We start from the raw sequence: 23,198 nt of genomic DNA, 5'->3' as shown, positions 1-23,198 counted from the left end.
CCTGGAAATGCTCGCTGCCGATGCCGGAGCGGCGCGCAACACGCTGAGCGCCTATGAGGCCGATTTGCGCGGAGCATCGTCGGTGCTCGAAGGAAAACTTGCGACCGCCCAGCGCGCTGACCTGGAGAAAGTGGGGGCGGAATGGCGGGCGCTGGCGCGCTCGACCGTTGCACGCAAATCCGCTGCACTGCGCCGTTTTTTCGGATTTCTGGCCGATGAAGGCCTGCGGGAAGATGATCCCTCTGCGGCCTTGCCGCGGCCGGGGAGCGGTCGTTCTCTCCCCAAAACGCTGAGCCATGCCGATATCGGGCGGATATTCGAGACGCTTGATCGGGAGGTCGCGACGCAAAAGCCGCTGGCTTTTCGGATGGCGGCGCTTGTCGAGCTGCTTTACGGGTCGGGTATGCGGGCCAGCGAGCTGGTTGCGCTCCCCAAGGCATCGATCCGGCGCGGGGCTCCTTTTTTGATTTTGACGGGTAAAGGCGGGCGCGAACGGCTCGTGCCGATATCGGATCGCGCACAGGATGCCGTCGACCGCTGGCGCGACCATATTCCGGACGATACCCGCTGGCTCTTCCCGTCCCGTAAATCGCATCTGAGCCGAATTCGGCTCTACCAGCTGGTTAAGGAGCTGGCTGCAAAGGCAGGCGTTCCGCCCGGTCGGGTCAGCCCGCATGTCCTGCGTCATGCTTTCGCCACGCATCTGCTGGAAGGCGGCGCGGATCTCAGGACATTGCAAACCCTGCTCGGTCATGCTGATATTGCGACCACGCAGATATACACTCATGTCGACAGTGCGCGGCTCGTTGCGCTCGTCAATGCCCGTCATCCCCTCGTTGACGCGGCCAACCGGGAGGCTTAACCGCGCGACCATGCAGCATTATCTTGATTTCGAAAAACCCATTGCCGACTTGCAGGCCCGCGTGGCCGAACTGCGGACGACGGCCGATTCCGGTTCGCTCAATATCGATGGCGAAGTGAAGCGCCTCGAGGCGAAATCGGAAAAGATGTTACGCGACACCTATGAGCGGTTGACCCCCTGGCAAAAAACCCAGGTCGCAAGGCATCCAGATCGGCCACATTTCAAGGACTATGTCGCCGGTTTCGTCGAGGATTTCATGCCGTTAGCCGGTGACAGGGGCTTTTCCGACGACCTTGCGATTATTGGCGGATTCGGGCGCATCCACGGCCGCCGCGTTCTGGTGATGGGGCATGAAAAGGGCGACAATACGGAAAGCCGCCTCAGACATAATTTCGGCATGGCCAAGCCCGAAGGCTATCGCAAGGCGATCCGCCTGATGAAGCTGGCCGACCGGTTCGGCCTGCCGGTCGTTACGCTGGTCGATACACCGGGGGCTTTTCCGGGAATTCAAGCCGAAGAACGCGCCCAGGCCGAAGCGATCGCCCGGTCCACCGAAACCTGTCTGCAGCTCAAGGTGCCGATTGTTGCGGCGATCGTGGGCGAGGGAGGTTCGGGCGGTGCGATTGCGCTTTCGAGCGCAAATACCGTGCTGATGTTCGAACATGCCATTTACTCGGTTATTTCGCCGGAAGGCTGTGCATCCATCCTGTGGCGCACGGCGGACAAGGCGGCCGATGCGGCCGAAGCGATGAGGATCAGTGCGCCCGAGCTGAAAAAGCTGGGCGTGATCGACAGGGTCGTGGCCGAACCGGTTGGCGGTGCTCATCGGGAGCCCGATGCGGCGATCGCAGCGCTGGGAAAGGCGATTAGCGATGAACTGGGGAAACTTGCCGGTGTTTCGGGCGAAAAAATCCGGCTGAAACGCCGCGCCAAATTTCTCGATATGGGGAAATAGAGGGCGCTTTCGGATATCAACGGAACGAACCGCCCGGTTCCGTAGTTGTTTCCCCAATATCCGTTCTGATGGAGGGCCTGATGGTGAAACTTCGAATTGCGCTTTTACTCTCAACCGTTGCCGTAACGAGCAGCTGTGCAGGCTTGCCCTTGCCGGGCTCTGGCCCCGCACCCGGCGAAGCGATTTCGCAGCAGGAACGGCAACAGGGCGCGCAGGCCCATGCCCAGCTTCTGCAGCAATTCGGCGATGTCTATTCGGGCCGCCAGTCGGACTATGTCGTCCGGGTCGGACAACGGATTTCCATCCAGTCCGGGCTTTCCGATGCCCAGAATGATTTTACCATCAGCCTCTTGAATTCCCCGGTTAACAACGCCTTCGCGCTGCCCGGCGGCTATGTTTACATAACCCGCAATCTGGTTGGGCTAATGAACAGCGAGGCCGAGCTTGCTTCGGTTATGGGGCATGAGGTCGGCCATGTCGCGGCGCGCCATTCCTCGCAGCGCAGCAGCCGGAACACGATTGGCCAGCTATTGGCGCTGGGCCTCGGCCTTTTGACCGGCAGCGGCGATATCGCGAATCTCGCTGGGCAGGCCGCCCAGCTTTATACATTGCGCTATTCCAGGCAACAGGAATATCAGGCGGACGAACTTGGCATTACCTATCTCACCAGGGCGGGTTACGATCCCTTTGCAGCGGCCGACATGCTGAGCTCGCTTGCCGCACAGACCCGTCTTGATGCCAGTGCCTCAGGGCGCAATGCGCGATCGCTGCCAGAATGGGCGAGCACCCATCCCGATCCGGCCCAGCGTGTTGCGCGAGCCCGTGCCGAGGCCACGGAGCGCGGCGCCGTTCCCGGGGCGGGAACCCGCGATCGCGATGCCTTCCTGAATGCGATTGACGGTATGCTCTACGATGACGATCCGAGCCAGGGCATTGTCGATGGCAACACCTTCCGTCACCCGGATCTGCGCCTGCAGTTCACGGTGCCGCAGGGCTACACGATGCAGAACGGATCGACCGCCGTTGTCGTAACCGGTTCCAACGGCCAGGCGCAATTCAGCGGCGGGACGGATTCAGGTAATCTCGCAACTTATATCGACGGCGTATTCCGCCGGCTTGCCGGCAACAATCAGCAGATCAACTATGGCAATGTCAGGACTGCGCGGATCAACGGCCTGCCTGTGGGTCAGGCTACGGCACGCGTTGCCAGCGGATCGAACCAGGTTGATGTCACGGTTACGGCCTATGATTTTGGCGGGAACCGGAAATATCATTTCCTCACGGTGACGCGCGCAGGCCAGGGAATCGGCCCGTTCGGTTCGATGCTGAACTCCGTATCGCGGCTTTCTAGCGCGGAGGCCGCGGCGATTCGCCCACGCGTTATCGATGTGGTGACGGTGCGCTCCGGCGACACCATCAGCGGATTGGCGTCGAGAATGGCTTATCGCGACTATCGGGAGGAGCGGTTTCGCGTGTTGAATGCTCTGGGATCGGGCAACGCCTTGCGTGCCGGGCAGCGGGTCAAGATCGTAGTATATGGCCGGTAGCGGCGTCTGCGATGCCCAAAAGAAAACGGGCGGCGAATTGCTTCGCCGCCCGTTTCCCAATTTCCGTGAAGTGAGACTTAGCTCATTTCATCCGAAACGTTGTTGAACGTGTTGCCAAGCGTGTTGCCCAGCGTGCTCATTGCAGTGATGGCTGCAACAGCAATAAGAGCGGCGATAAGGCCATACTCAATTGCAGTGGCGCCCTTGCTGTCTTTCAGCATTTTTACAAAATTCTTCATTTCTGGTCTCCTTAAGGTTCCAAATACCCCGCCAATCCAAAGTTTACCGAATTGACGATTAGGGCTTGTAAACGGCAGATCTTGCGAAACTCTTAAAGCCAAGGCTTGCGGCAAAATTTACCAACTTGCAGGCTTGGCACGCTGTCTAGCGGCTATTGCTGGCCGAAACCTCGTTCGAAACATCGTTCCACATAGTGGTGGTCGAATTGCCCAGAACGGCCAAGGCGCCAACCATGGAGATAACGATCAGCGAAACGATCAGGCCATATTCGACCGCCGTTGCGCCGCGTTCATCGTGTAAAATGTTTCTAATCAAGTTTTTCATGGCAGCATATCCCAAATTTCCATACCCCCGGAAGCCACTCGCATTTTCGGTTTAAGAAAGTGATAACCTTGCCCATGAATACATCATTTCTGACTGTTTCTGCCGCTGCGCTTGTCGATCGGGATGGCCGGCTGCTTGTCCAAAAACGCCCCGTGGAGCGCGCGATGGCCGGGTTGTGGGAGTTCCCCGGCGGCAAGTGCGAAGCGGGGGAGACGCCGGAAGCCGCCTTGATCCGGGAGCTCAAGGAAGAATTGGGTATTGAAACGCACGAGTCCTGCCTGGCGCCGGCCTGCTTCGCCAGTGAGCCGCTGGGCGATGTGCATCTGCTGTTGCTGCTTTATGTTTGCCGCAAATGGAAAGGGGTTGTGCAACCGCTTGAAGCGCCCGAACTCAGATGGGTGTATCCGCGCGAACTCTATGCGCTGGACATGCCGCCCGCAGACAGGCCGCTGATCGGATTGCTCGAAGCCCTGATCTAGGTTTTGACATTAGCTGGGCGGCTTCAGCGCGTCCGCGAGCGATACGGTGCCGCTGCCACGGGCCGCCGGCCTGGGTTGGTCCGGCGCCGGGGCCCAGCCCGTCAGATAGACGATTTCAAAGCTCTCTGCCGTTTTCCCGTCGATCCACTCCGCATCGAAGGCGGCATGGGCCGCTGTCAGAGCCGCTCGCGAGAGCGCGGGCGCACCCAAAAGGCTGGCATTGGCCGATCCGCGCAGATCGGCAACGAGCCCCGAAAGGCCAGGATAACGGACCTGTAGCGACTCGCCGTCGGCTACCTGCAGGGCGAAACCCGCCCGGCCGAGAAGGTCGCCGGCGGCGCGGATATCGATCTGCGGATGAAGGCGCGGCGCGGCGGCCCCCATCGTCTGATCCGCCAGGTACATCGCCTTGCGCAGGACCGGCAGGCTGCCCGACCCGAGAAAAGCGCCAAGAAACAGGCCATCGGGTTTCAGCGACTGCCGGACCAGCCGAAGTGCGCCGGGAAGATCGTTGACGGTATCGAGCGTGCCCACTGCAATCACGAGATCGAAACTGGCATCGGCAAAGGGCAGTCGGTCTTCGTCGCACTGAACGCCGCCAGCGGCGCGGGCCAGCGCGAAGCCGGGATCGGCCGTCACGACATCGATCTGCATTGCCTGCAGCGCGGTAGGGAGGGCATCGCCGGCAAAGCCAAGGATGAGCGCGCGGGAAAATTCCCGCTGCACGCCGTGCAGCCGCTCGACCAGTTCGGCGGCCATATGCGCCTGCAGAAAGCCATGCGCCGCCCAGCCCTGCGAGGCCCGGTCTCTCCGAAGCCTTCGGCGCGCGCGGTTGAACGGCGTGTCCTGGACGTCAGGTACGGTTTCCATGAGCGGGCTTGTGCCCGGCTGCGCGTTGCGGGACAAGATCGGGAATGGCCGGGTCGTCCAATATCCTCATCCGTATCGCCAAGCCGATCGTCGACTTTGCTCTGCCTGCGCGGTGCCCGGCCTGCGGGGAGATTGTCGACGGCGACGACCGTTTCTGCCTTGGCTGCTGGGAGCAACTCCAGCATCTCGACCAGGGATGCATGCAATGCGGCGATCCGGCGATTGCGCTTGCGGACAGCAATTCGCTGTGCGGGGCCTGTCTTTCGGATCCGCCCGCCTTTGACACGATGCGGGCGGCGGTGCGCTATGGGGATGTCGCGCGGACGATAGCGCTGCGCCTCAAATATGGTGGCCGGGTGGGCCTCGCACGGACGGTCGCGGCCGCCATGCAGCGCCACATGACCGGGCTGGGCGACGCCCTGATCGTTCCCGTGCCCCTGCATCGCAGCAGGGTGTGGCGGCGCGGCTATAATCAGGCCGCCCTCATCGCGCGGGCTCTGGCGGGTGAGAATCGCGAGCGGCTGGCCCTTGAAACCCTGATCCGGACCCGCGCAACCCCCTATCTGCGGGCGATGAGTGCGAAAGAACGGGCGAAGACGGTGCGCGGAGCCTTTGCCATTGGCGAGAAGCACGGTGCGGCAATCCGCGATCGCCGGGTCATCCTGATCGATGATGTCTATACCAGCGGTGCGACGGCCAAAGCCTGTGCGAAAGTCCTTAAGCGCGGCGGGGCAACGGAAGTTCATGTGCGCTGCTGGGCCCGCGTTGCACTGGCCGATGACGACGTTTATTGAAACGGCAGCTATCGAAACGACGGCTATTGACTGGGAACACAGCGCTTCACACATTGGCATCATGGCAAAAGTCGAAATCTATACGAAATTTCTGTGCGGCTTCTGCGTCCGCGCGAAAAACCTGCTCGCAGCGAAAGGCGTGGAGATCGAGGAAATCGACATCACCATGGATGCCGTCAAGCGGGATGAAATGCTCAGCCGCAGCAATGGCCAGTTCACGGTGCCGCAGATATTCATCGATGGCCGCCATGTCGGTGGGTCGGACGACCTTGCCGCGCTGGAGGCGTCCGATCAGCTGGACGCCATGCTGGCCTCCTGAACGCAGCCCGTGCGCATAGCCCTTCTTCAGATGAACAGCGGGATCGATCCCGTACAGAATGGCCAGGCCATCGTTGAGGGAATGCGCGAGGCGAAGGCCGGCGGAGCCGAAATGCTGTTCACGCCCGAGATGAGCGGATTGCTGGACAGCAACCGCAAACGCGCGGCGGCCCAACTGTTGCCGGAAAACGAGGACGCGGTTCTCGCATCGGTGTGCCGGGCAGCGGCCGAACTGGGGCTCTGGGTCCATATCGGGTCGCTGGCGCTCCGGTCAGACGTCGATCCGGACAGTGGGCGCCTCGTCAATCGTGGGTTCGTGATCGATGGCAGCGGCACCATCCGCGCCCGCTATGACAAGATCCACCTGTTCGACGTCGATCTCGATACCGGAGAAAGCTGGCGCGAATCCTCGATTTATGATGCGGGCGATGCCGCTGTGATTGCTGAAACGCCGCTCGGAAAACTCGGCCTGTCGGTTTGTTACGATCTGCGCTTTGCCGATCTCTATCGCTCGCTCAGCGATACCGGAGCCAAGGTTATGGCGATTCCCGCCGCTTTCACCGTGCCCACAGGCAAGGCGCACTGGCATGTGCTGATGCGCGCCCGGGCGATTGAGTCCGCCGCCTTTGTCGTGGCCGCCGCGCAGGTCGGTCGCCATGAGGATGGCCGCGAAACCTATGGCCATAGCCTTGTGGTCGATCCCTGGGGCGAAATCCTGCTCGATATGGAGGATGAGGCCGGGCTCGGCTTTGCCGAAATCGATATGGCGCGTGTTGATGAGGTCCGCCGCCGCATTCCCGTGATAGCGCATCGCCGTATTTTCATACCAACGGAACCATCAGCATGATTGTTTTCGATCTTCAGTGCGAAGGGGCCGGCCATGTTTTCGAAGCCTGGTTCGGCTCCAGCGCGGATTTTGAAGATCAGCGGGAGAGGGGGCTCGTCGCCTGTCCGCTCTGCGGGTCCGATAAGGTCAGAAAGGCGATCATGGCTCCTGCGGTTGGCGCCAAAGGCAACAGGCAAGGCAGTGAGGGCAAGGAGCTGGCCGTCTCCAACGACATGCCGGAGCCGGCGCAGATGAAGGCGATGCTCGAAACGCTCGCCCGGGAACAGGCCAAAGCCCTCGAAAAATCCGATTATGTCGGAAAAGATTTCGCCAGCGAGGCGCGCGCCATGCATGATGGCGAGATCGACGACCGCCCGATCCACGGCCAGACCTCGCTGGATGAAGCCAAGGCGCTGGTGGAAGACGGTGTTCCCGTCGCGCCGCTACCCCTGCCGATCCGCCCGCCAAAAACCGACAATTGACCGTCTCCATGCAGGCGCTTAACGAGCGGCTGGGAGCGCCCGTAGCTCAGTAGGATAGAGCACCAGATTCCTAATCTGGGGGCCACAGGTTCGAATCCTGTCGGGCGCACCACATCCAGACCTGTCTGGCCGGCTATGGACGGCGATTGCCGGGCCGCTCAGCTGGCCGGATATTGGGCGTAGTTTTCTATCCGCCCGGAGCGATCGAACAGCAATACGGCATAGGCGTCCCGGCGGTCGCCCATTTCCATGCCGGGCGAACCGAGCGGCATTCCGGGGACGGCCAGGCCGGCCGCTTCGGGTCGTTCGGTAAGAAGTCTGTGGATTTCTCGGGCGGGGACATGGCCTTCTATCGCATAGCCGTCAATCTCGGCCGTATGACAGGAACGCATTGTGTTAGGCACGCCGAGCCGCTGCGCCATGGGGGTCGTGTCCGCGACATCATGGACGCGGACCCCGAACCCTTCGCCGCGCAGATGGTCGATCCAGTCCCCGCAACAGCCGCAGGTCGGCGTCTTGTAGACGACCATGAGCGGCAATGCGGAGGACGAAGCCGGGTTTTCGGCCTCCCGCGACAAGAGCTCGTCCGCACCGGCCGAACAGGCGGTAAGCGCGATCGGTATGGTGACGAGGAAATTCCGGCGGTTCAGTGTGATCATGATGTTTCTCCTATGAGATGATGATGAGGCGACGTGTTCAAAACCAGATTTTCAGTCCAGCCAGAAAGACGATCCGATCGGGATCGCCGCCCGCGATGCGCGTGAAATCGGCGGTGTCGCCGAACTGGCGCTGCCACTCGGCGCCGATATAGGGCGCAAATTCGGGAACGATTTCGTAACGCAGCCTGAGGCCTGCCGCGAGATCGGACAGGCCCGATCCGATGCCGATCTCGGGAATATCCTGCGCAGCCAGGTCGAGTTCGATCCGCGGCTGGAGGATCAGTCTCTGCGTGATCCGCTGATCATATTCGGCCTCGATCCGCGCCGTCAGGTCGCCCGCATCGGACAGGAAACCCGCCACGTCGATCTCGAAGAAATAGGGTGCGAGTCCCTGTATACCGAGGACCGCGTGCGCCCGGTCGGCCCCATTTTGAGCCGAATTCGGTCGGATATCGTAACGGATACCGGCCTGGACATCGAAATAGGGCCCGATGGCGTGACTCCAGAGCGCCTGGATTTCGGCTTCCTCCAGAGAACCTCCAAATTCGCCTTCGCCCTCGCTCTTGATCCACAGCCTGTCGATATCGCCGCCATACCAGGCGTTGAGTTCCCAGACATAACCGTCTTCGCCGTCCGCAAGCTGCGCTTCGAAACGATCGACACTCAAGAGCCGGTGCATGGCTCCGCCCAGTTCGGGCAACAGCGCCGCGCGGGCTTCCGCCATGATCTCCGGCGCAAACAGCGTGTCGGCAGCGTGCTCGGGGCCCGTAAAGGCTTCGGGCGGCGGGCCGGATTGCGGGATTGCCGCTTCCTGGCCGCCCATATCGTGATCCTGATGCGTGCCGGGCGATTGTGCGGCGTCCATCTGATGGCCGGTATGGCCCGAATGATCCACAGGCGGATCATCGGGGGCGGTTCGGTGCATGCTGTGGTCGGGCTCTGCCGCGGCCTCATTCTGCATGTGATGACCGGTATGCGTGTCGGCGGGCGATGCGCCATGTTCGCTCTGCTCGGTGGGCACCGGTCGGTCGTGCCCCTGATGCTGGGCGAGGGCAGGGGTGGCTGCAAGTGCCGCGGCGAGGAGAATGAGCGTCTTCACGCGCCGTCTCCATCAAGCGGGCGCACGGTGACGATGTTGAACATCCCGGCATGCATATGCATCATCAGATGGCAGTGGAAAGCCCAGTCGCCGGGCGCATCGGCGGTGAAATCGAACCGGACGAAACCGCCCGGCAGAACATTGACGGTATGTTTGCGCGGATGGCGGCCGGGATGGCCGTTGACGACCTCGAAAAAATGGCCGTGCAGATGGATCGGGTGGGTCATCATCGTGTCGTTGACGAGCTTGACGCGGACGCGCTCGTTCCGGGCGAAGCGGAAGGGTTCGATCTGTTCGGAGAAGCGGCGGCCGTCGAACGACCACATATAACGCTCCATATTGCCGGTCAGATGGATTTCCAGCTCGCGCGACGGCGGCCGCGGATCGGGATTGGGCGCGAGCGCGACGAGATCGGTATAGGTCAGGACGCGGTGGCCGACAGCGTCGAGACCGAGGCCGGGATCTCCGGTCCTGTCCTGCGGCATCGGCACGACCATCTCGACACCGGGCGTAAGGGCCACTCCCGGTGCGCGTTCGCCGTCGCGCATGCCATGCTCCATCGCGCCATCGCCGGACATATCGTGTCCCATGGCGGCATGATCCATGGCGCCGTCATCGGCCATACCCATGTCCCGCATCGTCAGCGTCGGGCGTTCGCGGAGCGACGGGACGGGTGCTTCCATGTCCGGCCGCGGCGCAAGGGTCGCCCGCGCCATGCCGGACCGGTCGATACTCTCGCCGACCAGCGTATAGGCCCGATCTTCGGCGGGCGTGACGATCACATCATAGGTTTCGGCAACCGAGATCTGCAATTCGTCCACCGTAACCGGGCGGACATTCTCGCCATCGGCGTTGACCACCGTCATCGGCAGGCCGGGAATGCGCACATTCATGATCGACATGGCCGAGGCGTTGATCATCCTGAGGCGAACGCGTTCGCCGGGGCGGAACAGGCCGGTCCAGTTTTCCTGCGGGCCATGGCCGTTGATCAGATAGGTGTAGGTAGCGCCGGTCACGTCGGCGATGTCGGACGGCATCATCCGCATTCCGGCCCATGTCAGCCGCTGTTGGAGGGTCTGGCCTTCGCCGGCGAGCAGGCCGGCCAGCGTCTGTTGCTGCCGGTTGAAATAGTCGGGACTCTGCTTTAGCCGCTGCATGATCCGGTGGGGATGCATGAAACTCCAGTCCGAGAAGACGATCACATGTTCGCGGTCATGGTGAACGGGATCGGGCCGGGCAGGGTCGATAACGATCGGCCCGAAATGGCCCATGGCTTCCTGCAGGCCAGAATGGCTGTGATACCAATAGGTTCCGGCCTGGATCACCGGAAATTCATAGGTAAAGGTTTCGCCCGGGCGGATGCCGGGAAAGGAGATGCCGGGCACGCCGTCCATCTGGAAAGGCAGCAGCAGGCCATGCCAATGGACCGAGCTGTCCTCGTCCAGGGTGTTGGTCACCGCGATCCGGGCATCCTGGCCCTCGCGAAGCCGGATCAGAGGCGCGGGCAGGGTGCCGTTCATGGTCACGGCATGCCCGGTGCGCCCGCCTACCGTGAACGGCGTTCGGCCGATCTCGAGGGCGATGGTCTCGCCGGACAGCTCGGGGCGGATGCCCGGCGTGCCGCTTTGCGCCCAGGCGGGGAAGAGGCCGGAAAGACCAAGCCCGGCGACGCCCATTGCTCCGCTTCTGAGTATGGTTCGCCGGTCGATGGATTGTATAGTCATATCAGTTTTCGCACGGCACTTGCGTCCCGGCGCTCCATTTCCTGGATATTGGGTGAGGCGGCGTGACGCCGCCTCCACCGCTTATTGATCGTCTGCCGGATTATCCGAATGAGCGCTGCGATCGTCTTCACCGCTCTCGCCGTGGCCGTCATGCGCGCCATCGCCGTGCATCCGTTCGGCGTCGCAATCGCCCATATCATGGCCCATGGCCCGATGCCGTTCGCGGCAGGCCTCACGTTCCTCGGCACTGCCGTGGCAGCACATCATCGGTTGTGCGTCTTCGCCGCGCATCTCATGGCCCTGCATTTGGTGATTGTCGTACGCGGCAGCGGGGACGGCGATCGCCAGAGCGATCGCAGCGGATAGATATTTCATGATCGTAAACTCCGTAAGAATGTCGAAAAGGTTCGAGTTCTCAGGCGTTTCGAGGAGGAGGGGGGTCTGCGTCACGCGTCTGTGCGTGGGGCGAGGCGGCGACATTGGGGAGCGGCGCTTCGACCGTACTGCCGAGCTGCAACTGGAAAACCGGCACCTGAACGGCAAGCGCCGCGCAAGCCTTGAGGCAATCGACCGTGCGGTCGGAACCGTCCCGGTCCGTCTGCTCGTCAGGAGAGGAGCAATGTTCCATCGCCGCCATATCCATGCCGTTCATTGCCGCAGCATGTGCGTCGGCCATGCCGAGCATACCGAGCGGCGACACAAGAAGCGCCAGGGCAACGAGAAGCGCGATCACCGGCGTTCGGCGCCCGTCACGGCCCAACCGGAACCGGGATGGCCCGGCGCCAAGGGTCGCGATCCGCATCATCCTAGCGTCCGACCTTTCCGAACAGATCGATCAGCTCATCGAACTTTTCGCGCTGGTCGGCCGCATTGCCGCTTTGCACGGCATCTTCGATGCAATGGCCGGCATGGATGGAAAGCACTTTCGATTTGGCCGAGCGGAGCGCCGCTTCCATTGCCGACATCTGGTTGATGATATCGATACAGTAGCGGTCGTCTTCCATCATCTTGGCAATACCGCGCGCTTGGCCTTCGATCCGGCGCATCCGCGCAATTTCCTTGGAGAATTTCTCGGACATACATTCCCTATCGCATCAAGCGTGACCATAGTATACCCTTGCCGGGTATAGTAGGCAAGATACGGCCCGCTCGCCCCGTAAGGTACGACCGGATGTAACAACCGAATCCGGTCATCTTGAATATACCCCCTATAGGTATTATTGTCTTTCCGAGTCTGTGCCGGTCGTTCGGCGCAGCGGAGCCGGCGCGATGACGCGCGGGGCGCAGAAGGACGCCGGCTCGGCGATGGAGATTACCACTCCGGGGTATATCAGGAATTGGTCATGGGCGATGCGTGTTGCGATCAGGAAAAGAAGCTAGTCGATCCCGTTTGCGGGATGACGGTCGATCCGGAGACCGCGGAGCATCGCGCTGAACATGAAGGGGTTGCCTTTCATTTCTGTTCGGCACGTTGTCGCGAAAAATTCCTCGCCGAGCCCGAATCCTATCGACACGGCTACGCGGCCAAGCCCGAACCGCAGATGCCGGAGGGCACGGTCTACACTTGTCCGATGCATCCCGAGGTTCGCCAGGTCGGCCCCGGTTCCTGCCCGATCTGCGGCATGGCGCTGGAACCGGAGGAGGTTTCGCTCGATAGCGGTCCCGATCCCGAATATATCGACATGCGCCGCCGTTTCTGGGGCAGCGCGGCCTTCACACTCCCGCTGGTGATCTATGTCATGGGCGCGATGCTCCCGGGCAAGCCATTCGAGGGGTTTGTCGCGCCCGATGTCGCGCAGTGGATCGAATTCGCTCTGGCGACTCCGGTTGTCCTGTGGGGAGCCTGGCCGTTCTTTGTGCGCGGCGCCCAGTCGGTCCGTTCGATGAACCTCAACATGTTCACGCTGATCGGCCTGGGTGTGCTGGTCGCTTATGCGTTCAGCCTGGTCGCGACCATCGGCCCGGATATTTTTCCGGACGCTTTCCGCGATACGAACGGGCGGGTCGGTGTCTATTTCGAGGCTGCGGCGGTCATCACGACACTCGTGCTTCTGGGGCAGGTGCTGGAACTGAAAGTACGCGGACAGACATCGAGCGCCTTGCGCGCGCTGCTTGAACTGGCGCCCCCGGTTGCCACCCGCATTGCCGAAGACGGCACGGAGAGCGAGATTTCGCTGGACGAGGTGCAAACCGGCGACCGGTTGCGCGTCCGGCCCGGCGAGAAAATTCCCGTCGACGGTATCGTGCTGAGCGGCGCGAGCACGATCGACGAGGCGATGGTAACCGGCGAACCGGTGCCGGTGCGCAAGGAAAAAGGCGACGATGCCACCGGCGGCACGGTGAACCAGACGGGCAGTTTCACGATGGAAGCGCAGCGCGTCGGCAAGGATACGCTGCTCGCCAAGATCGTGCAGATGGTGGCGGACGCGCAGAGAAGCCGCGCGCCGATCCAGAGGCTTGCCGACATCGTTGCCGGCTGGTTCGTGCCCGCCGTCGTCGGCATTGCCCTGTTGACGTTCGGGGTCTGGTCGATCTGGGGACCGGCGCCAGCGATGGCCTTCGGTCTGGTCAACGCGATTGCCGTGCTGATCATCGCCTGTCCCTGCGCGCTGGGGCTCGCCACGCCGATGTCGATCATGGTTGGCACGGGCAAGGGGGCGCAGAATGGCATTCTGATCAAGAATGCCGAAGCGCTCGAAACTTTCGAAAAGGTCGACACGGTGGTGGTCGACAAGACGGGTACGCTGACCGAGGGCAGGCCGAAGCTTGTTGCGACCGAAACCGTGCCGGGCGTGGACGAGGACGAGATGCTCCGGCTTGTCGCCGCGGTCGAGCGCGCCAGCGAGCACCCGCTCGCCAACGCTATCGTTCAGGGTGCGCGGGAACGCGGACCGGAGCCGGGCGAGGCCAGCGCCTTTTCTTCGATAACCGGGGCGGGCGTGGAGGCCAGTGTCGAAGGCCGCACTGTCGCCATCGGCAATGAGAAAATGATGGAGCGGGTGGATGCGCTGGACAAGGACCTTCTGGCGCGCGCGCGGGAAGTCCGCGAGCTTGGTCGTACGGTAATGTTTGTCGCGCTCGATGGCAGGCCCGCGGGAATTTTCGCCGTGGCGGACCCGATCAAGGAAAGCAGTGCCGGTGCGATTGACAGCCTCCATCGCATGGGCATCCGCGTCGTCATGCTGACGGGAGATACTGAAGGCACGGCGCAGGCCGTTGCCCGGCAGGTCGGTATCGACGATGTCCGGGCCAATGTCTCGCCCGAGGATAAGCACCGGATCGTCGGCGAACTCAAGGCGGAGGGCCGGATCGTTGCGATGGCCGGCGACGGGATTAACGATGCCCCCGCGCTCGCCGCCGCCGATATCGGCGTGGCGATGGGCACGGGCACAGATGTTGCGATGGAAAGCGCCGGGATCACGCTGGTGAAAGGCGATCTTACGGGCATTGCCAGGGCGCGGCGGTTGAGCGCGATGACGATGCGCAATATCCGCCAGAACCTGTTTTTCGCCTTCGTCTACAACAGCCTGGGCGTGCCGCTTGCCGCCGGCATATTGTACCCGGTTTTTGGCCTGCTGCTCAGCCCGATGGTCGCCGCTGCCGCAATGAGCCTGAGTTCGGTTTCGGTGATCGGCAACGCGCTGCGACTGCGGTCGGCGAAATTGTGATCCATGAGGATGGCGCTTAAAGTGCCGGTTCGTCAGCCTTGGCGACAGCGCGGGCGGAGGCTGTATGAGGGCGCAACGCAGGATTATGTGGCGCTCGCCGGATTTCGGTCGTCCACCAGCTTTACGAACCGGCCCGAAGTACCTAGCTAGTGGACTATCCCGCCATTATGAGGAAAAAAGGCCAATCATGAGCGATTTTGACCATGCGATCGATGGCGATTTGGACCCTTTGCCCGGCAAGATTGCGGTTCCCGATGACGTGCAGGAGGCGATCAGGACGCTGATCCGCTGGAGCGGAGACGATCCGACGCGCGAAGGGCTGATCGATACGCCGCAGCGTGTCGGTCGCGCCTGGAAGGAATATTGCCAGGGCTATGAAGAAGATCCGTCGGTTCATCTTTCGCGCACGTTCGAGGAAGTTGGGGGCTATGACGAGCTCGTGCTGCTGAAGGACATTCCGTTCCAGTCGCACTGCGAACATCATATGGCGCCGATCATCGGCACGGCGTCGATTGCCTATATGCCGAAGGAGCGGGTTGTCGGCATTTCGAAGCTGGCGCGGGTGTTGAACGGCTATGCGCGGCGGCTGCAGGTGCAGGAACGGATGACGGCCGAGATTGCCCAGTGCATCTGGGACCATCTCCAGCCGAGCGGCGTTGCGGTTGTCATCTGCGCAAGCCATAGCTGCATGACGGCGCGGGGCGTGCGCACACCGGGTGTGCGGATGATGACATCGCGTTTGCTGGGCTGTTTCCTCGACGATGACAGGAGCCGCAAGGAAGTCCTGTCTCTGATGGGCTATTAGGATAAAGACCGGAATTATGAACGATAACAGGCATGTCACGGCCCGGAACTGGATGATCGCAGCAGGCGCATTGGCGCTCGGTGCGTGCGGGGACGGCCAACTGAGCGAAACCGAAGTGACGACCAATGGCATGGCGGAAGATACGGCCGAAGCGCCGCAGCTGCTGACTCCGGTCGATACCGTGCCGGAAGTCGCCGCCCCCGAACTGGCGCCGATCTCCTATGCGGATATCGAGGCCGAACTTGAAGCAGGCGCGGGTTGCAGCGTCGAAGATGATGGCAAGGCGCTTCTCGTGGCCGTGGAAGGCGATGCGATTGCCTTGCCCAATGGCACATTACGGCATTTCGAATTTGACGGCGACCTCGATGCGATGTGGGATGGCGGCACGTTCACGGCCGGCGTATTCTCAATCACCGTCACGCCGGGCGAAGGCGAGGGCGAACAGATCGAAGAGGTTCGGGTGAAGCCCGCCACCGTCGTGATCCGGGAAGAGGGGCAGGACGGCGAGACGGAAATGCGCGCCGAATGGCACTGCGGGTCGTAAGGCGGATAGGGCTGGAGGAGCGCGCCTGACGGCGGCTTCCTAGCATTCACCCCAGCGACGGAACAGATTCTGCTGAACCGTTTGAATACGGGTGAAATTCTCCGCCGACATGTTCGCGCCTTCGAGCGCCGCGACCTCGTTCAGCTCGTATAGCAGTTCGCGTTTGGCCGGGTCGGCAACCTGGCTCTCGATAAAGGTGATGCCGACTATACGTTCGCCTTTCGTAACCTCTTCCACCTCGTGCAGGGTAGTCGACGGGTAGACGATCGCCGAGCCCAGCTCACCCTTGAAGCGCATATGCCCGTCGGCTTGCTTGATATGCAGCGCGCCGCCCTCATACTTGCTGGGATCCTGCAGGAAGAAGGTGCAGCTGATATCGGAACGAACGGGGCCGTCGACCGATTGCATGAACGCCATGTCCGGATGCAGGCCGTAACGCATACCCTTGTTGTAGCGCGTGACCAGCGGCGGTGCGATCTTGCGGGGAAATGCGAAAGCCCGGAATTCCTCGCTGCGCAGCAAGGCATTCGTCATGATCGTCGATGAGCGCTCATAGGCCTCTTCATCGTTCAGGTGCAGATTGTCCTTCACCAGGGAATGCGGATTGCTGATCTTGCCGTCGACAAATGTCGCGGTCTCGATGATCTCGCGCAGTTCCTTGATATCCTGGCCGTTGAGGAGGCCGTAAATCATCTTGAACATCGTTATGCCCTCGCATGTTCCGTCATTAGCCGTGCTATTGTCTCATGCTGCGCGGCCGCGTCTTTGAGCCAGGTCAAACCTTTGGCAATGCCCTCTTGATGGGTCGCCCGGGCCTCGGCAAGCAGCTTCTCCCTGATATCCGGACTATAGTCATGTTCGGGCGCCTTTGAGTATTGCGTCATCAACGGGCCATTGGCGATCGCCGAAAGCCTGTCCTTGCCGCTGTCCAAACCATAGAAAGCGGCAATTTCGCCAAGCCGGGAAACCGGGTCTTGCAGGAAATCGTCAAAGTCGAGCCAATGGATATTCCCGGTCGGCGCGGTTTGAGCCGTCGCGTCGAGCGCCATCATCTCGCTCAGCCAGCTCATCGCCGCGCGCACGGGCTCGGGCAGTTCCCATAACTTCCAGTTGTCCGACCCCAGTCTTTTGTGGAGCCGCTGCAAGCGGGGAGAGGCGAGCATGGCCAGTTCCTGCCGTGAATTGTCGCCGGCAAGGATCGTTTCGATATAGCGTTCCGGCGATAGTCTGAGGAACAGCGCCTTGCGCGTCTCGCCCAGCATCGGCGCCGCGATCTCGCTGACAAAGCTGCTGGCCTTGATCAGCGCGCGGTCGCTCTGTGCAAAGGTACGGGACAGCCAGCCGATCGCCGTTTCGAGCCGTGCATCGAAACGCCTGGGCGACCATAGTGCATGGGGTGCGCCATTCTGCGCCGCAAGATCGGCAAAGTTGCGCAGAATCTGCGGTTCGCGGAGCGCGAAAACGCCGTCCAGCTCGCCAAGCAGCCGGGCGATCAGCGTCGAGCCAACATGGCCTATATGGAAGATGAAATAGGCGTCCGCCCGTCCGGCCTGATCGGCGGCTTCCAGCTCTGCCCATTCGGCCCATTGCGGCTGGTTTTTCTGGTTCAGCATCCGCTGGTCGAGAAAACTGGCTTGCCGGTAATCTTCTTCTGCCATCCGCACGAGCAGGACGCGGTCGGTCGCCGCGTCCATCTGTTGTGGAAACCAGGTGGGGCCCTGGGCAAAAGCCTGGGTCAGGGGGGATTGGGAGGGCGGTCTTGTCATTGGCCGACCATCCCTAAAAAAGAAGCGGGCGCAGCGCCAGTCCTGTAAGACATGGTGCCGCGCCCGCTCTTGTTTGCGTTTCGCGAAAATTCAGGCGCTTTTCTCGTCGCCATCCTCTTCAGCAGCAGCTTCTGCGTCGGCCTCATCGGCGTCTTCAGCTGCGGTATCGTCGGAAGCTTCGGGAGCCGGAACCGGTTCCACGAAATCCTCTTCTTCGCCGACAGCGGCAATTTCGCCGGGCTCTGCATTGGGATCGAATTCTTCGGTGAAGCCCTGTTCGTCTTTCTCGAACATCTGCTCCAGAACATCGACGCCCTGTGCCTGCAGTTCAGCTTCTTCCGGCGAGCGAGCAACATTGACCTTGATCGTTGCATCGACCTCGGCGTGCAGCGCGATGCGCACTTCATGCACGCCAACCGCCTTGATCGGCCGTTCGAGAACGACCTGCTTCTTGCTGACCGCTTCGCCTTTGGCTTCGAGCTCGACGATAATGTCGCGTACCGAAACCGAACCGTAAAGCTGGCCGGTGTTGGATGCCTGGCGGATGAGCTCGATGGTCATGCCGTCGATTTTGGCACCTTCGGTCTCGGCCACCGCACGGCGTTCTTCATTTTCTTTTTCAAGCTGTTCGCGATTGGCTTCGAAAATCGCCTTGTTCGCCTTGTTGGCGCGCAGGGCTTTCTTGTTCGGCAGCAGGAAGTTGCGTGCGAAACCGTCTTTCACGGTTACGACGTCACCAATGGTGCCGAGATTGCCGACGCGTTCGAGCAGAATGATATCCATGGTATCCGCTCCTATTTAACGATGTAGGGCAGCAAGCCGATATGGCGCGCGCGCTTGATCGCACGGGCCAGCTCGCGCTGCTTTTTCGCCGAGACGGCGGTGATGCGGGACGGAACGATCTTGCCGCGCTCAGAGAGAAAACCCTGAAGCAGTTTGACGTCCTTGTAATCGATGACCGGCGCATCATTGCCCGAAAAGGGGCAGCTTTTGCGGCGGCGGAAAAATGGGCGTGCCATATTCTATATCTCCTTCTTCGCCGGTCTAGCGGTCGTCGTCGCGGCCGCGACGCTTGGTGTCGCGCTCATTCTTGCGCATCATTACCGACGGGCCGTCTTCATGCTCGTCGACACGGATCGTCATATAGCGAATGACGTCTTCGTTGATGCGCGTCTGGCGCTCAAGTTCCTCGACGACATTGCCCGGGCCATCGACATGGAGCATCACGAAATGCGCCTTGCGATTTTTCTGGATCGGGTAGGCGAGCGATTTGAGACCCCAGGTCTCGGTGCGCGTTACCTTGCCGTCGTGGTTTTCGATGATCTTGGTGGCTTCCTCGGCAAGCGTATCGACCTGGGCTTGTGCCAGGTCCTGACGCGCGAGAAAGACATGCTCGTAAAGAGCCATGCTTCTTTTACCTTTCTGGCCGATCGCTGACGCCGCACCATGCGAACGCCCCTCCGGCTTTCTTCAAAAATCGCAGGGCAAAGCGCAGGCGCTTCACCCCGGAAGCGGGCCAATTAGGGCTTTCGCGTGGCTTTGGCAAGCAAATATGCCGGGCTGCCGGAAACTTCTGTCCAAGTTGACATTGGCTGAAGCAGGCCGGGGATAGGCGGCGCAAATCAACGTCCTGTTGGGAACCAGCTGGGCATTGGCAGCATCCTGGACTCGTGCCGCGCAATCAACCGAGACAGAATGGTTCATGAAGGCGAAGTGACAAACCGGCTTCGCAATAATAAGCTGAATCGCGCAATCTAGTTTACATTGAGCATTCTCAGTCTCTTCAAATTTCGCAAAAAATGAGGAATCCATGAGCCCATCTGCACTCGCCCGCCTCAGCCTATCCCTGGTATCCGCTGCTGCTTGTTCAGCTCTGGCCGTTCCAGCGGTAGCCCAGCCCGCCGCGATGGCGCAGGCAGCGTCCCAGGAGGTTCGCGCGGTTCAGTTTTCCCCTTCGATTGCTGCACAACGGGGAGTTCTTGTGGTGCCGTTGGCGAGCATCGACGAACTTCCGGCGCGCACTGCCGAGCTGACAGCAGCGGAACGGCAGCCGATTTCGCGCGCCCTCGAAACGTCGGAATTCACATTCGCGGAAGGGCAACGGCTGTCTCTGCGCGGAATCGGGGAATGGCGGCAAATTATCGTCGTCGGGCTTGGCGATGATCCGGGGCTGGCCGATTATCAGATGATCGGCGCCGTAACCGGCCGTGCACTGCTTGAAGAAGCTGACGCCATAACCGTTATCGCAAGCGGGATGACAGGCGAGGCGGCAGCGGCTCTCGCGACCGGAATGGGACTCGGCGACTATCGCTCCGATCTCTACAGCGCGCGCGCGGAACAGGAAGGCGAACGCGGCGGGGTGACGGTCGTTTCCGATGCCGCATCGGCCGCGCGCTCCAGCTATGAAAACCGCGGTGCCGCCATGATTGCGGCCATGAACTGGACGCGCGATATCTCGAACGAACCGGGTAATGCCGTCTATCCGGAATCCTTTGTGGACCGCGCCCGCTCGGCTTTTTCCGGACTGTCCGGCGTCGGCATCGAAGTGCTCGATGAAGAAATGATGGGCGAGCTTGGTATGGGCGCGATTCTGGGGGTCGGCCGGGGATCGGAGCGGCCGCCGCGCATGATGATCGTGCGCTACCGCGGCACCGGTTCTGCTGCCGAAAACCCCATTGTGCTCGTCGGCAAGGGGATCACCTTCGATACTGGCGGTATTTCCATCAAATCGCGCGACAATATGGAAAATATGCGCATGGACATGTCCGGCGCGGCGAGCGTTGTCGGTACCGTATTGGCGCTGGCCCGGTCGCGGGCTCCGGTGAACGTTGTGGCAGTCGCGGCACTGGCGGAGAATATGCCCGGCGGCCGGGCCATTCGCCCCGGCGACGTCCTGCAGGCCATGAACGGCAGGACAATTCAGGTGATCAGCACGGACGCCGAAGGCCGACTGGTTCTTGCCGACGCCTTTTCATGGGTCGAGCGCAATCTCGATCCGGCGGCGGTGGTCGATGTCGCGACGCTGACAGGGTCTGTAAGAGGCGCGCTTTCGGATGATTATGCCGGGCTGTTTTCGCGGCACGATGCGCTTGCCGGGCAATTGGCTGCGGCAGGCGAAATCGTCGGTGAACCGCTTTGGCGTTTGCCCATCCATGAGAGTTACGCCGATGATATGCGTTCGACGATCGCTGATCTTCGCAACACCAGTTCGGGGAGTGGAGGCGGTGCCGGAACGGCCGCCTTTTTCCTTGGCGAGTTTTTGAGCCGGGATTTGCCCTGGGCCCATCTCGACATCGCCAATATGGCATGGTCGGGCGCCAATGACTGGAAACCGGACGGCTCGGCCGGTTTTGCGGTTCGCCTGCTCGACCGGTTCGTCCGCGATTTCCGGCATGTCGAACGCAGCGAGTAGCCGGGCCGGCTGAACGTCGGCTCGCCCACCTCGCTTGCCTTGAGGCAGCCAGTCTCACATAGGATTGGCGGTGAGGGGAATTGGCAATGGCACGGATATGGTATGGATGGGCCGCGGCGCTGCTGGCGGTCTGCTTTTTTTCGGCCGCCGCCCCGGCTCAGGGGCCGGAGCCGATGGAGCTGCCGACCGCGCCGGTTATCGACGGACAGGCTTATCCCGACTGCCGCTATGAATATCGCGAACGCAATCTGGCGCGATCCCGGGTTGAGGATATCGCAGCCTGTATCGAGCGGATCGACCGATATTATACCGACGTCGTGACGCCATTCGCCCTGGGGCTGGAAGCCGATGGCCAGACGGCGGAGGAGGATGACGCCGCCTATCGCGCCGTCGAAGCCCGCTACCGGGACGACCGCGAATATCTGAGCGAACGCTATTGCCGCTATGCCGAGTGCGAAGACTATGAACCGACCGCGCTCAGCGGCGAGCGCGACCTGGCGGACGGTATGCAGCAATGCGGCGAGCCGGGAGACACGATCTATCTGGAAGGCCTGATCGGCCTGCTGGTAAACCGGGCGCGGCAGATCGATACCGGCACGAATTTTACCGGTGCGCTGATAGGTTTTGCATGTCGGCTGGAGCCTGAAGAACGCCAGGCCGCCGCTGCAGCGAGCGACGAGGTTATCGCCCGGGAAGAGGTCGGCGCGACGGCTGCATGGGTCAGCCCTTCGCGGGAAGAAGTCTCAGGCTCCTCGACCGTCACGGCCATGAATTCGGAACCTTCGGGTGCTACCTGCCTCGATATTACGGACGTTATCATCATTGGCGGCGAGGAAGAGCGCGCTACGCGCAGGATGTGCCGTGCGCCGGGCGAGAGCCGCTACGTTCTGCAAGGCTGACGGACGGCGAGGGGAGGGATCATGCTGATCCTGTTCAACAAGCCCTATGGCGTGCTTTCCCAGTTCACCGACAAGGGAACGGAAACGAAACGGCCGACGCTTTCGAAGCATATCGATGTGCCTGGCGTCTATCCCGCCGGGCGGCTGGACCGGGATAGCGAGGGCCTGTTGCTGCTGACCGACGATGGCAGGCTGCAGGCGCGGATCGCCGATCCGAAGTTCAAACTGCCGAAAACCTATCTGGTGCAGATCGAGGGAGAAGCGGACGAGGCCAGTCTGGATCGGCTTAGGCGCGGCGTTGAACTGAAAGACGGCATGACCCGCCCCGCCCGGGTCGAGCGGATCCCCGATCCCGCTCTCTGGCCCCGCGATCCTCCGATTCGCGTTCGCAAAACCGTGCCCGATTGCTGGCTTGAACTGACGATCCGGGAGGGGCGCAACCGGCAGGTGCGGCGGATGACAGCAGCCGTCGGCTATCCGACGCTGCGGTTGGTCCGATGGAGTGTCGGAGACTGGGCGGTGGCGGGCTTGCAACCCGGAGAATGGCGGAAGGCGGAAGGCGGTATCAGTTGGCGTTGAATGGACGGCAAATTTGCTTTTCTGTCGGCGAAATGCGGGTTTCTCCTGTCCAAATCTTTGATTTAGCAGGAAAATGTGTTAAAGTTGTCCGTGTGACAATTTCTTCACATTTCCCATCCATGATGAGGGGAGGAGGCGTGGCTTATGATTGCGCTTGTCAAAGCTCTGATACCCGGAGCTATATTGTCCCTGGCAGTGTCCCTGTTCGTCGGTTCGGGCGGGTCGCGCGGCGGCTTTCTCAATGTTCATCAGGTCACGCTGGCCGGTTATGACTTTCACTGGTCATGGCCGTTATTCCTCGCGGGAACGGCGTTGGCCTGGGCCATTTTGCTGATGATGGACTGAG

29 protein-coding genes and 1 tRNA gene are annotated in these 23,198 nt (G+C 61.6%); 16 read left to right on the top strand and 14 right to left on the bottom strand.

All coding sequences use genetic code 11. From position 1 onward, the window contains the following. The first annotated feature begins 7 nt into the window (after window positions 1-7). The 3 genes from DFR46_RS04650 (at window position 8) to DFR46_RS04640 (ending at window position 3,364) form a co-directional block, all read left to right on the top strand. Entirely contained in the window at window positions 8-862 is an 855-nt protein-coding gene (locus tag DFR46_RS04650; protein ID WP_116237152.1) for a tyrosine-type recombinase/integrase, read from the top strand. Window positions 863-872: 10 nt separating this feature from the next. Then, complete coding sequence (locus DFR46_RS04645) at window positions 873-1,817, top strand: acetyl-CoA carboxylase carboxyltransferase subunit alpha (protein ID WP_116235387.1); 945 nt, start codon at window positions 873-875, stop codon at window positions 1,815-1,817. 80 nt (window positions 1,818-1,897) lie between these two features. Beyond that, window positions 1,898-3,364 (top strand): M48 family metalloprotease, encoded by a 1,467-nt coding sequence (locus DFR46_RS04640; protein WP_116237151.1) that lies wholly within the window; start codon window positions 1,898-1,900, stop codon window positions 3,362-3,364. 77 nt (window positions 3,365-3,441) lie between these two features. Here DFR46_RS04640 and DFR46_RS04635 read toward each other — a convergent pair whose 3' ends face one another. Continuing rightward, the gene (locus DFR46_RS04635; protein WP_116235386.1) at window positions 3,442-3,603 is read right to left on the bottom strand and encodes a Flp family type IVb pilin; all 162 of its coding nucleotides are present in this window, start codon (window positions 3,601-3,603) and stop codon (window positions 3,442-3,444) included. Between the two features lie 145 nt (window positions 3,604-3,748). Then, window positions 3,749-3,928 carry a Flp family type IVb pilin gene (locus DFR46_RS04630; protein WP_116235385.1) on the bottom strand — a complete coding sequence of 60 codons (180 nt, stop codon included), beginning with the start codon at window positions 3,926-3,928 and terminating at the stop codon, window positions 3,749-3,751. Between the two features lie 74 nt (window positions 3,929-4,002). On the opposite strand from DFR46_RS04630, the gene DFR46_RS04625 reads away from it, so the two are divergent. After that, on the top strand, window positions 4,003-4,407 hold the full coding sequence (locus tag DFR46_RS04625; protein ID WP_116235384.1) for a (deoxy)nucleoside triphosphate pyrophosphohydrolase: 405 nt from the start codon (window positions 4,003-4,005) through the stop codon (window positions 4,405-4,407). Between the two features lie 9 nt (window positions 4,408-4,416). Here DFR46_RS04625 and DFR46_RS04620 read toward each other — a convergent pair whose 3' ends face one another. Continuing rightward, window positions 4,417-5,277: a methyltransferase domain-containing protein gene (locus DFR46_RS04620; RefSeq protein ID WP_116237150.1), complete on the bottom strand. Its 861-nt coding sequence runs from the start codon at window positions 5,275-5,277 to the stop codon at window positions 4,417-4,419. 44 nt (window positions 5,278-5,321) lie between these two features. Here DFR46_RS04620 and DFR46_RS04615 point away from each other — a divergent pair, with 44 nt between their 5' ends. The 5 genes from DFR46_RS04615 to DFR46_RS04595 all read left to right on the top strand — a co-directional run bounded on the left by DFR46_RS04615 (window position 5,322) and on the right by DFR46_RS04595 (window position 7,809). After that, window positions 5,322-6,071, top strand: coding sequence for a ComF family protein (locus DFR46_RS04615; RefSeq protein ID WP_116235383.1), 750 nt, complete (start codon window positions 5,322-5,324; stop codon window positions 6,069-6,071). A gap of 61 nt (window positions 6,072-6,132) precedes the next feature. After that, complete coding sequence (grxC, locus tag DFR46_RS04610; protein WP_116237149.1) at window positions 6,133-6,390, top strand: glutaredoxin 3; 258 nt, start codon at window positions 6,133-6,135, stop codon at window positions 6,388-6,390. A 9-nt stretch (window positions 6,391-6,399) separates the two neighbouring features. Beyond that, window positions 6,400-7,236: a carbon-nitrogen hydrolase family protein gene (locus tag DFR46_RS04605; protein WP_116235382.1), complete on the top strand. Its 837-nt coding sequence runs from the start codon at window positions 6,400-6,402 to the stop codon at window positions 7,234-7,236. Further along, entirely contained in the window at window positions 7,233-7,697 is a 465-nt protein-coding gene (locus DFR46_RS04600; protein ID WP_116235381.1) for a DUF1178 family protein, read from the top strand. Before DFR46_RS04605 ends, DFR46_RS04600 begins: the two co-directional genes overlap by 4 nt. Before the next feature lie 35 nt (window positions 7,698-7,732). Continuing rightward, a tRNA-Arg gene (locus tag DFR46_RS04595) sits at window positions 7,733-7,809 on the top strand. Window positions 7,810-7,855: 46 nt separating this feature from the next. On the opposite strand, the gene DFR46_RS04590 is transcribed toward DFR46_RS04595, so the two are convergent. From DFR46_RS04590 to DFR46_RS04565, 6 genes are all read right to left on the bottom strand, one after another. Continuing rightward, window positions 7,856-8,356, bottom strand: a complete 501-nt coding sequence (locus tag DFR46_RS04590; protein WP_116235380.1) for a DUF411 domain-containing protein — start codon at window positions 8,354-8,356, stop codon at window positions 7,856-7,858. 37 nt (window positions 8,357-8,393) lie between these two features. Beyond that, a complete protein-coding gene (locus DFR46_RS04585; protein ID WP_211306372.1) occupies window positions 8,394-9,455 on the bottom strand; it encodes a copper resistance protein B in 1,062 nt (353 codons plus the stop codon). Beyond that, complete coding sequence (locus tag DFR46_RS04580) at window positions 9,452-11,179, bottom strand: copper resistance system multicopper oxidase (RefSeq protein WP_116235379.1); 1,728 nt, start codon at window positions 11,177-11,179, stop codon at window positions 9,452-9,454. Before DFR46_RS04580 ends, DFR46_RS04585 begins: the two co-directional genes overlap by 4 nt. An 81-nt stretch (window positions 11,180-11,260) precedes the next feature. Then, window positions 11,261-11,554, bottom strand: a complete 294-nt coding sequence (locus tag DFR46_RS14680; protein ID WP_147297615.1) for a hypothetical protein — start codon at window positions 11,552-11,554, stop codon at window positions 11,261-11,263. Window positions 11,555-11,594: 40 nt separating this feature from the next. Next, the gene (locus DFR46_RS04570) at window positions 11,595-11,984 is read right to left on the bottom strand and encodes a hypothetical protein (RefSeq protein WP_116235377.1); all 390 of its coding nucleotides are present in this window, start codon (window positions 11,982-11,984) and stop codon (window positions 11,595-11,597) included. Window position 11,985: 1 nt separating this feature from the next. Continuing rightward, a complete protein-coding gene (locus DFR46_RS04565) occupies window positions 11,986-12,258 on the bottom strand; it encodes a metal-sensitive transcriptional regulator (RefSeq protein ID WP_116235376.1) in 273 nt (90 codons plus the stop codon). Window positions 12,259-12,522: 264 nt separating this feature from the next. Here DFR46_RS04565 and DFR46_RS04560 point away from each other — a divergent pair, with 264 nt between their 5' ends. The 3 genes from DFR46_RS04560 to DFR46_RS04550 all read left to right on the top strand — a co-directional run bounded on the left by DFR46_RS04560 (window position 12,523) and on the right by DFR46_RS04550 (window position 16,196). Continuing rightward, the gene (locus DFR46_RS04560; RefSeq protein WP_116235375.1) at window positions 12,523-14,847 is read left to right on the top strand and encodes a heavy metal translocating P-type ATPase; all 2,325 of its coding nucleotides are present in this window, start codon (window positions 12,523-12,525) and stop codon (window positions 14,845-14,847) included. 187 nt (window positions 14,848-15,034) lie between these two features. Beyond that, on the top strand, window positions 15,035-15,652 hold the full coding sequence (folE, locus tag DFR46_RS04555) for a GTP cyclohydrolase I FolE (protein WP_116235374.1): 618 nt from the start codon (window positions 15,035-15,037) through the stop codon (window positions 15,650-15,652). A gap of 16 nt (window positions 15,653-15,668) precedes the next feature. Then, window positions 15,669-16,196 carry a hypothetical protein gene (locus tag DFR46_RS04550; RefSeq protein WP_116235373.1) on the top strand — a complete coding sequence of 176 codons (528 nt, stop codon included), beginning with the start codon at window positions 15,669-15,671 and terminating at the stop codon, window positions 16,194-16,196. A gap of 39 nt (window positions 16,197-16,235) precedes the next feature. On the opposite strand, the gene DFR46_RS04545 is transcribed toward DFR46_RS04550, so the two are convergent. The 5 genes from DFR46_RS04545 to rpsF form a co-directional block, all read right to left on the bottom strand. Next, window positions 16,236-16,898 (bottom strand): Fe2+-dependent dioxygenase, encoded by a 663-nt coding sequence (locus DFR46_RS04545; protein ID WP_116235372.1) that lies wholly within the window; start codon window positions 16,896-16,898, stop codon window positions 16,236-16,238. 2 nt (window positions 16,899-16,900) lie between these two features. Further along, window positions 16,901-17,962 carry a sulfotransferase domain-containing protein gene (locus tag DFR46_RS04540; RefSeq protein WP_147297614.1) on the bottom strand — a complete coding sequence of 354 codons (1,062 nt, stop codon included), beginning with the start codon at window positions 17,960-17,962 and terminating at the stop codon, window positions 16,901-16,903. Window positions 17,963-18,052: 90 nt separating this feature from the next. After that, the gene (gene rplI, locus DFR46_RS04535; RefSeq protein ID WP_116235370.1) at window positions 18,053-18,745 is read right to left on the bottom strand and encodes a 50S ribosomal protein L9; all 693 of its coding nucleotides are present in this window, start codon (window positions 18,743-18,745) and stop codon (window positions 18,053-18,055) included. A gap of 11 nt (window positions 18,746-18,756) precedes the next feature. After that, window positions 18,757-18,981: a 30S ribosomal protein S18 gene (gene rpsR, locus DFR46_RS04530; protein WP_116235369.1), complete on the bottom strand. Its 225-nt coding sequence runs from the start codon at window positions 18,979-18,981 to the stop codon at window positions 18,757-18,759. Between the two features lie 25 nt (window positions 18,982-19,006). Continuing rightward, window positions 19,007-19,369: a 30S ribosomal protein S6 gene (gene rpsF, locus DFR46_RS04525; RefSeq protein ID WP_116235368.1), complete on the bottom strand. Its 363-nt coding sequence runs from the start codon at window positions 19,367-19,369 to the stop codon at window positions 19,007-19,009. Between the two features lie 403 nt (window positions 19,370-19,772). Between rpsF and DFR46_RS04515 the strand changes: the two genes are divergently transcribed. The 4 genes from DFR46_RS04515 to DFR46_RS04500 all read left to right on the top strand — a co-directional run bounded on the left by DFR46_RS04515 (window position 19,773) and on the right by DFR46_RS04500 (window position 23,197). Next, window positions 19,773-21,374, top strand: coding sequence for a leucyl aminopeptidase (locus tag DFR46_RS04515; RefSeq protein ID WP_116235366.1), 1,602 nt, complete (start codon window positions 19,773-19,775; stop codon window positions 21,372-21,374). An 86-nt stretch (window positions 21,375-21,460) separates the two neighbouring features. Continuing rightward, complete coding sequence (locus DFR46_RS04510) at window positions 21,461-22,273, top strand: hypothetical protein (protein ID WP_116235365.1); 813 nt, start codon at window positions 21,461-21,463, stop codon at window positions 22,271-22,273. A 21-nt stretch (window positions 22,274-22,294) separates the two neighbouring features. After that, entirely contained in the window at window positions 22,295-22,852 is a 558-nt protein-coding gene (locus DFR46_RS04505) for a pseudouridine synthase (RefSeq protein WP_116235364.1), read from the top strand. Window positions 22,853-22,996: 144 nt separating this feature from the next. Then, window positions 22,997-23,197, top strand: coding sequence for a hypothetical protein (locus DFR46_RS04500; protein ID WP_245953679.1), 201 nt, complete (start codon window positions 22,997-22,999; stop codon window positions 23,195-23,197). Window position 23,198: the final 1 nt, after the last annotated feature.

This window comes from Parasphingopyxis lamellibrachiae, assembly GCF_003385775.1.
Taxonomy (GTDB): domain Bacteria; phylum Pseudomonadota; class Alphaproteobacteria; order Sphingomonadales; family Sphingomonadaceae; genus Parasphingopyxis; species Parasphingopyxis lamellibrachiae.
The sequence above is the reverse complement of the archived record's forward strand: the minus strand, read 5'-3'. Positions and strand labels throughout refer to the sequence as shown.

Bases quoted from the DNA above. Each gene is read 5' to 3' on its own strand.
- DFR46_RS04650 (WP_116237152.1), top strand. From the start codon at position 8: ATGCTCGCTGCCGATGCCGGAGCGGCGCGCAACACGCTGAGCGCCTAT.
- DFR46_RS04645 (WP_116235387.1), top strand. From the start codon at position 873: ATGCAGCATTATCTTGATTTCGAAAAACCCATTGCCGACTTGCAGGCC.
- DFR46_RS04640 (WP_116237151.1), top strand. From the start codon at position 1,898: ATGGTGAAACTTCGAATTGCGCTTTTACTCTCAACCGTTGCCGTAACG.
- DFR46_RS04635 (WP_116235386.1), bottom strand. From the start codon at position 3,603: ATGAAGAATTTTGTAAAAATGCTGAAAGACAGCAAGGGCGCCACTGCA.
- DFR46_RS04630 (WP_116235385.1), bottom strand. From the start codon at position 3,928: ATGAAAAACTTGATTAGAAACATTTTACACGATGAACGCGGCGCAACG.
- DFR46_RS04625 (WP_116235384.1), top strand. From the start codon at position 4,003: ATGAATACATCATTTCTGACTGTTTCTGCCGCTGCGCTTGTCGATCGG.
- DFR46_RS04620 (WP_116237150.1), bottom strand. From the start codon at position 5,277: ATGGAAACCGTACCTGACGTCCAGGACACGCCGTTCAACCGCGCGCGC.
- DFR46_RS04615 (WP_116235383.1), top strand. From the start codon at position 5,322: ATGGCCGGGTCGTCCAATATCCTCATCCGTATCGCCAAGCCGATCGTC.
- grxC (WP_116237149.1), top strand. From the start codon at position 6,133: ATGGCAAAAGTCGAAATCTATACGAAATTTCTGTGCGGCTTCTGCGTC.
- DFR46_RS04600 (WP_116235381.1), top strand. From the start codon at position 7,233: ATGATTGTTTTCGATCTTCAGTGCGAAGGGGCCGGCCATGTTTTCGAA.
- DFR46_RS04590 (WP_116235380.1), bottom strand. From the start codon at position 8,356: ATGATCACACTGAACCGCCGGAATTTCCTCGTCACCATACCGATCGCG.
- DFR46_RS04580 (WP_116235379.1), bottom strand. From the start codon at position 11,179: ATGACTATACAATCCATCGACCGGCGAACCATACTCAGAAGCGGAGCA.
- DFR46_RS14680 (WP_147297615.1), bottom strand. From the start codon at position 11,554: ATGAAATATCTATCCGCTGCGATCGCTCTGGCGATCGCCGTCCCCGCT.
- DFR46_RS04570 (WP_116235377.1), bottom strand. From the start codon at position 11,984: ATGATGCGGATCGCGACCCTTGGCGCCGGGCCATCCCGGTTCCGGTTG.
- DFR46_RS04565 (WP_116235376.1), bottom strand. From the start codon at position 12,258: ATGTCCGAGAAATTCTCCAAGGAAATTGCGCGGATGCGCCGGATCGAA.
- DFR46_RS04560 (WP_116235375.1), top strand. From the start codon at position 12,523: ATGGGCGATGCGTGTTGCGATCAGGAAAAGAAGCTAGTCGATCCCGTT.
- folE (WP_116235374.1), top strand. From the start codon at position 15,035: ATGAGCGATTTTGACCATGCGATCGATGGCGATTTGGACCCTTTGCCC.
- DFR46_RS04550 (WP_116235373.1), top strand. From the start codon at position 15,669: ATGAACGATAACAGGCATGTCACGGCCCGGAACTGGATGATCGCAGCA.
- DFR46_RS04545 (WP_116235372.1), bottom strand. From the start codon at position 16,898: ATGTTCAAGATGATTTACGGCCTCCTCAACGGCCAGGATATCAAGGAA.
- DFR46_RS04540 (WP_147297614.1), bottom strand. From the start codon at position 17,962: ATGACAAGACCGCCCTCCCAATCCCCCCTGACCCAGGCTTTTGCCCAG.
- rplI (WP_116235370.1), bottom strand. From the start codon at position 18,745: ATGGATATCATTCTGCTCGAACGCGTCGGCAATCTCGGCACCATTGGT.
- rpsR (WP_116235369.1), bottom strand. From the start codon at position 18,981: ATGGCACGCCCATTTTTCCGCCGCCGCAAAAGCTGCCCCTTTTCGGGC.
- rpsF (WP_116235368.1), bottom strand. From the start codon at position 19,369: ATGGCTCTTTACGAGCATGTCTTTCTCGCGCGTCAGGACCTGGCACAA.
- DFR46_RS04515 (WP_116235366.1), top strand. From the start codon at position 19,773: ATGAGCCCATCTGCACTCGCCCGCCTCAGCCTATCCCTGGTATCCGCT.
- DFR46_RS04510 (WP_116235365.1), top strand. From the start codon at position 21,461: ATGGCACGGATATGGTATGGATGGGCCGCGGCGCTGCTGGCGGTCTGC.
- DFR46_RS04505 (WP_116235364.1), top strand. From the start codon at position 22,295: ATGCTGATCCTGTTCAACAAGCCCTATGGCGTGCTTTCCCAGTTCACC.
- DFR46_RS04500 (WP_245953679.1), top strand. From the start codon at position 22,997: ATGATTGCGCTTGTCAAAGCTCTGATACCCGGAGCTATATTGTCCCTG.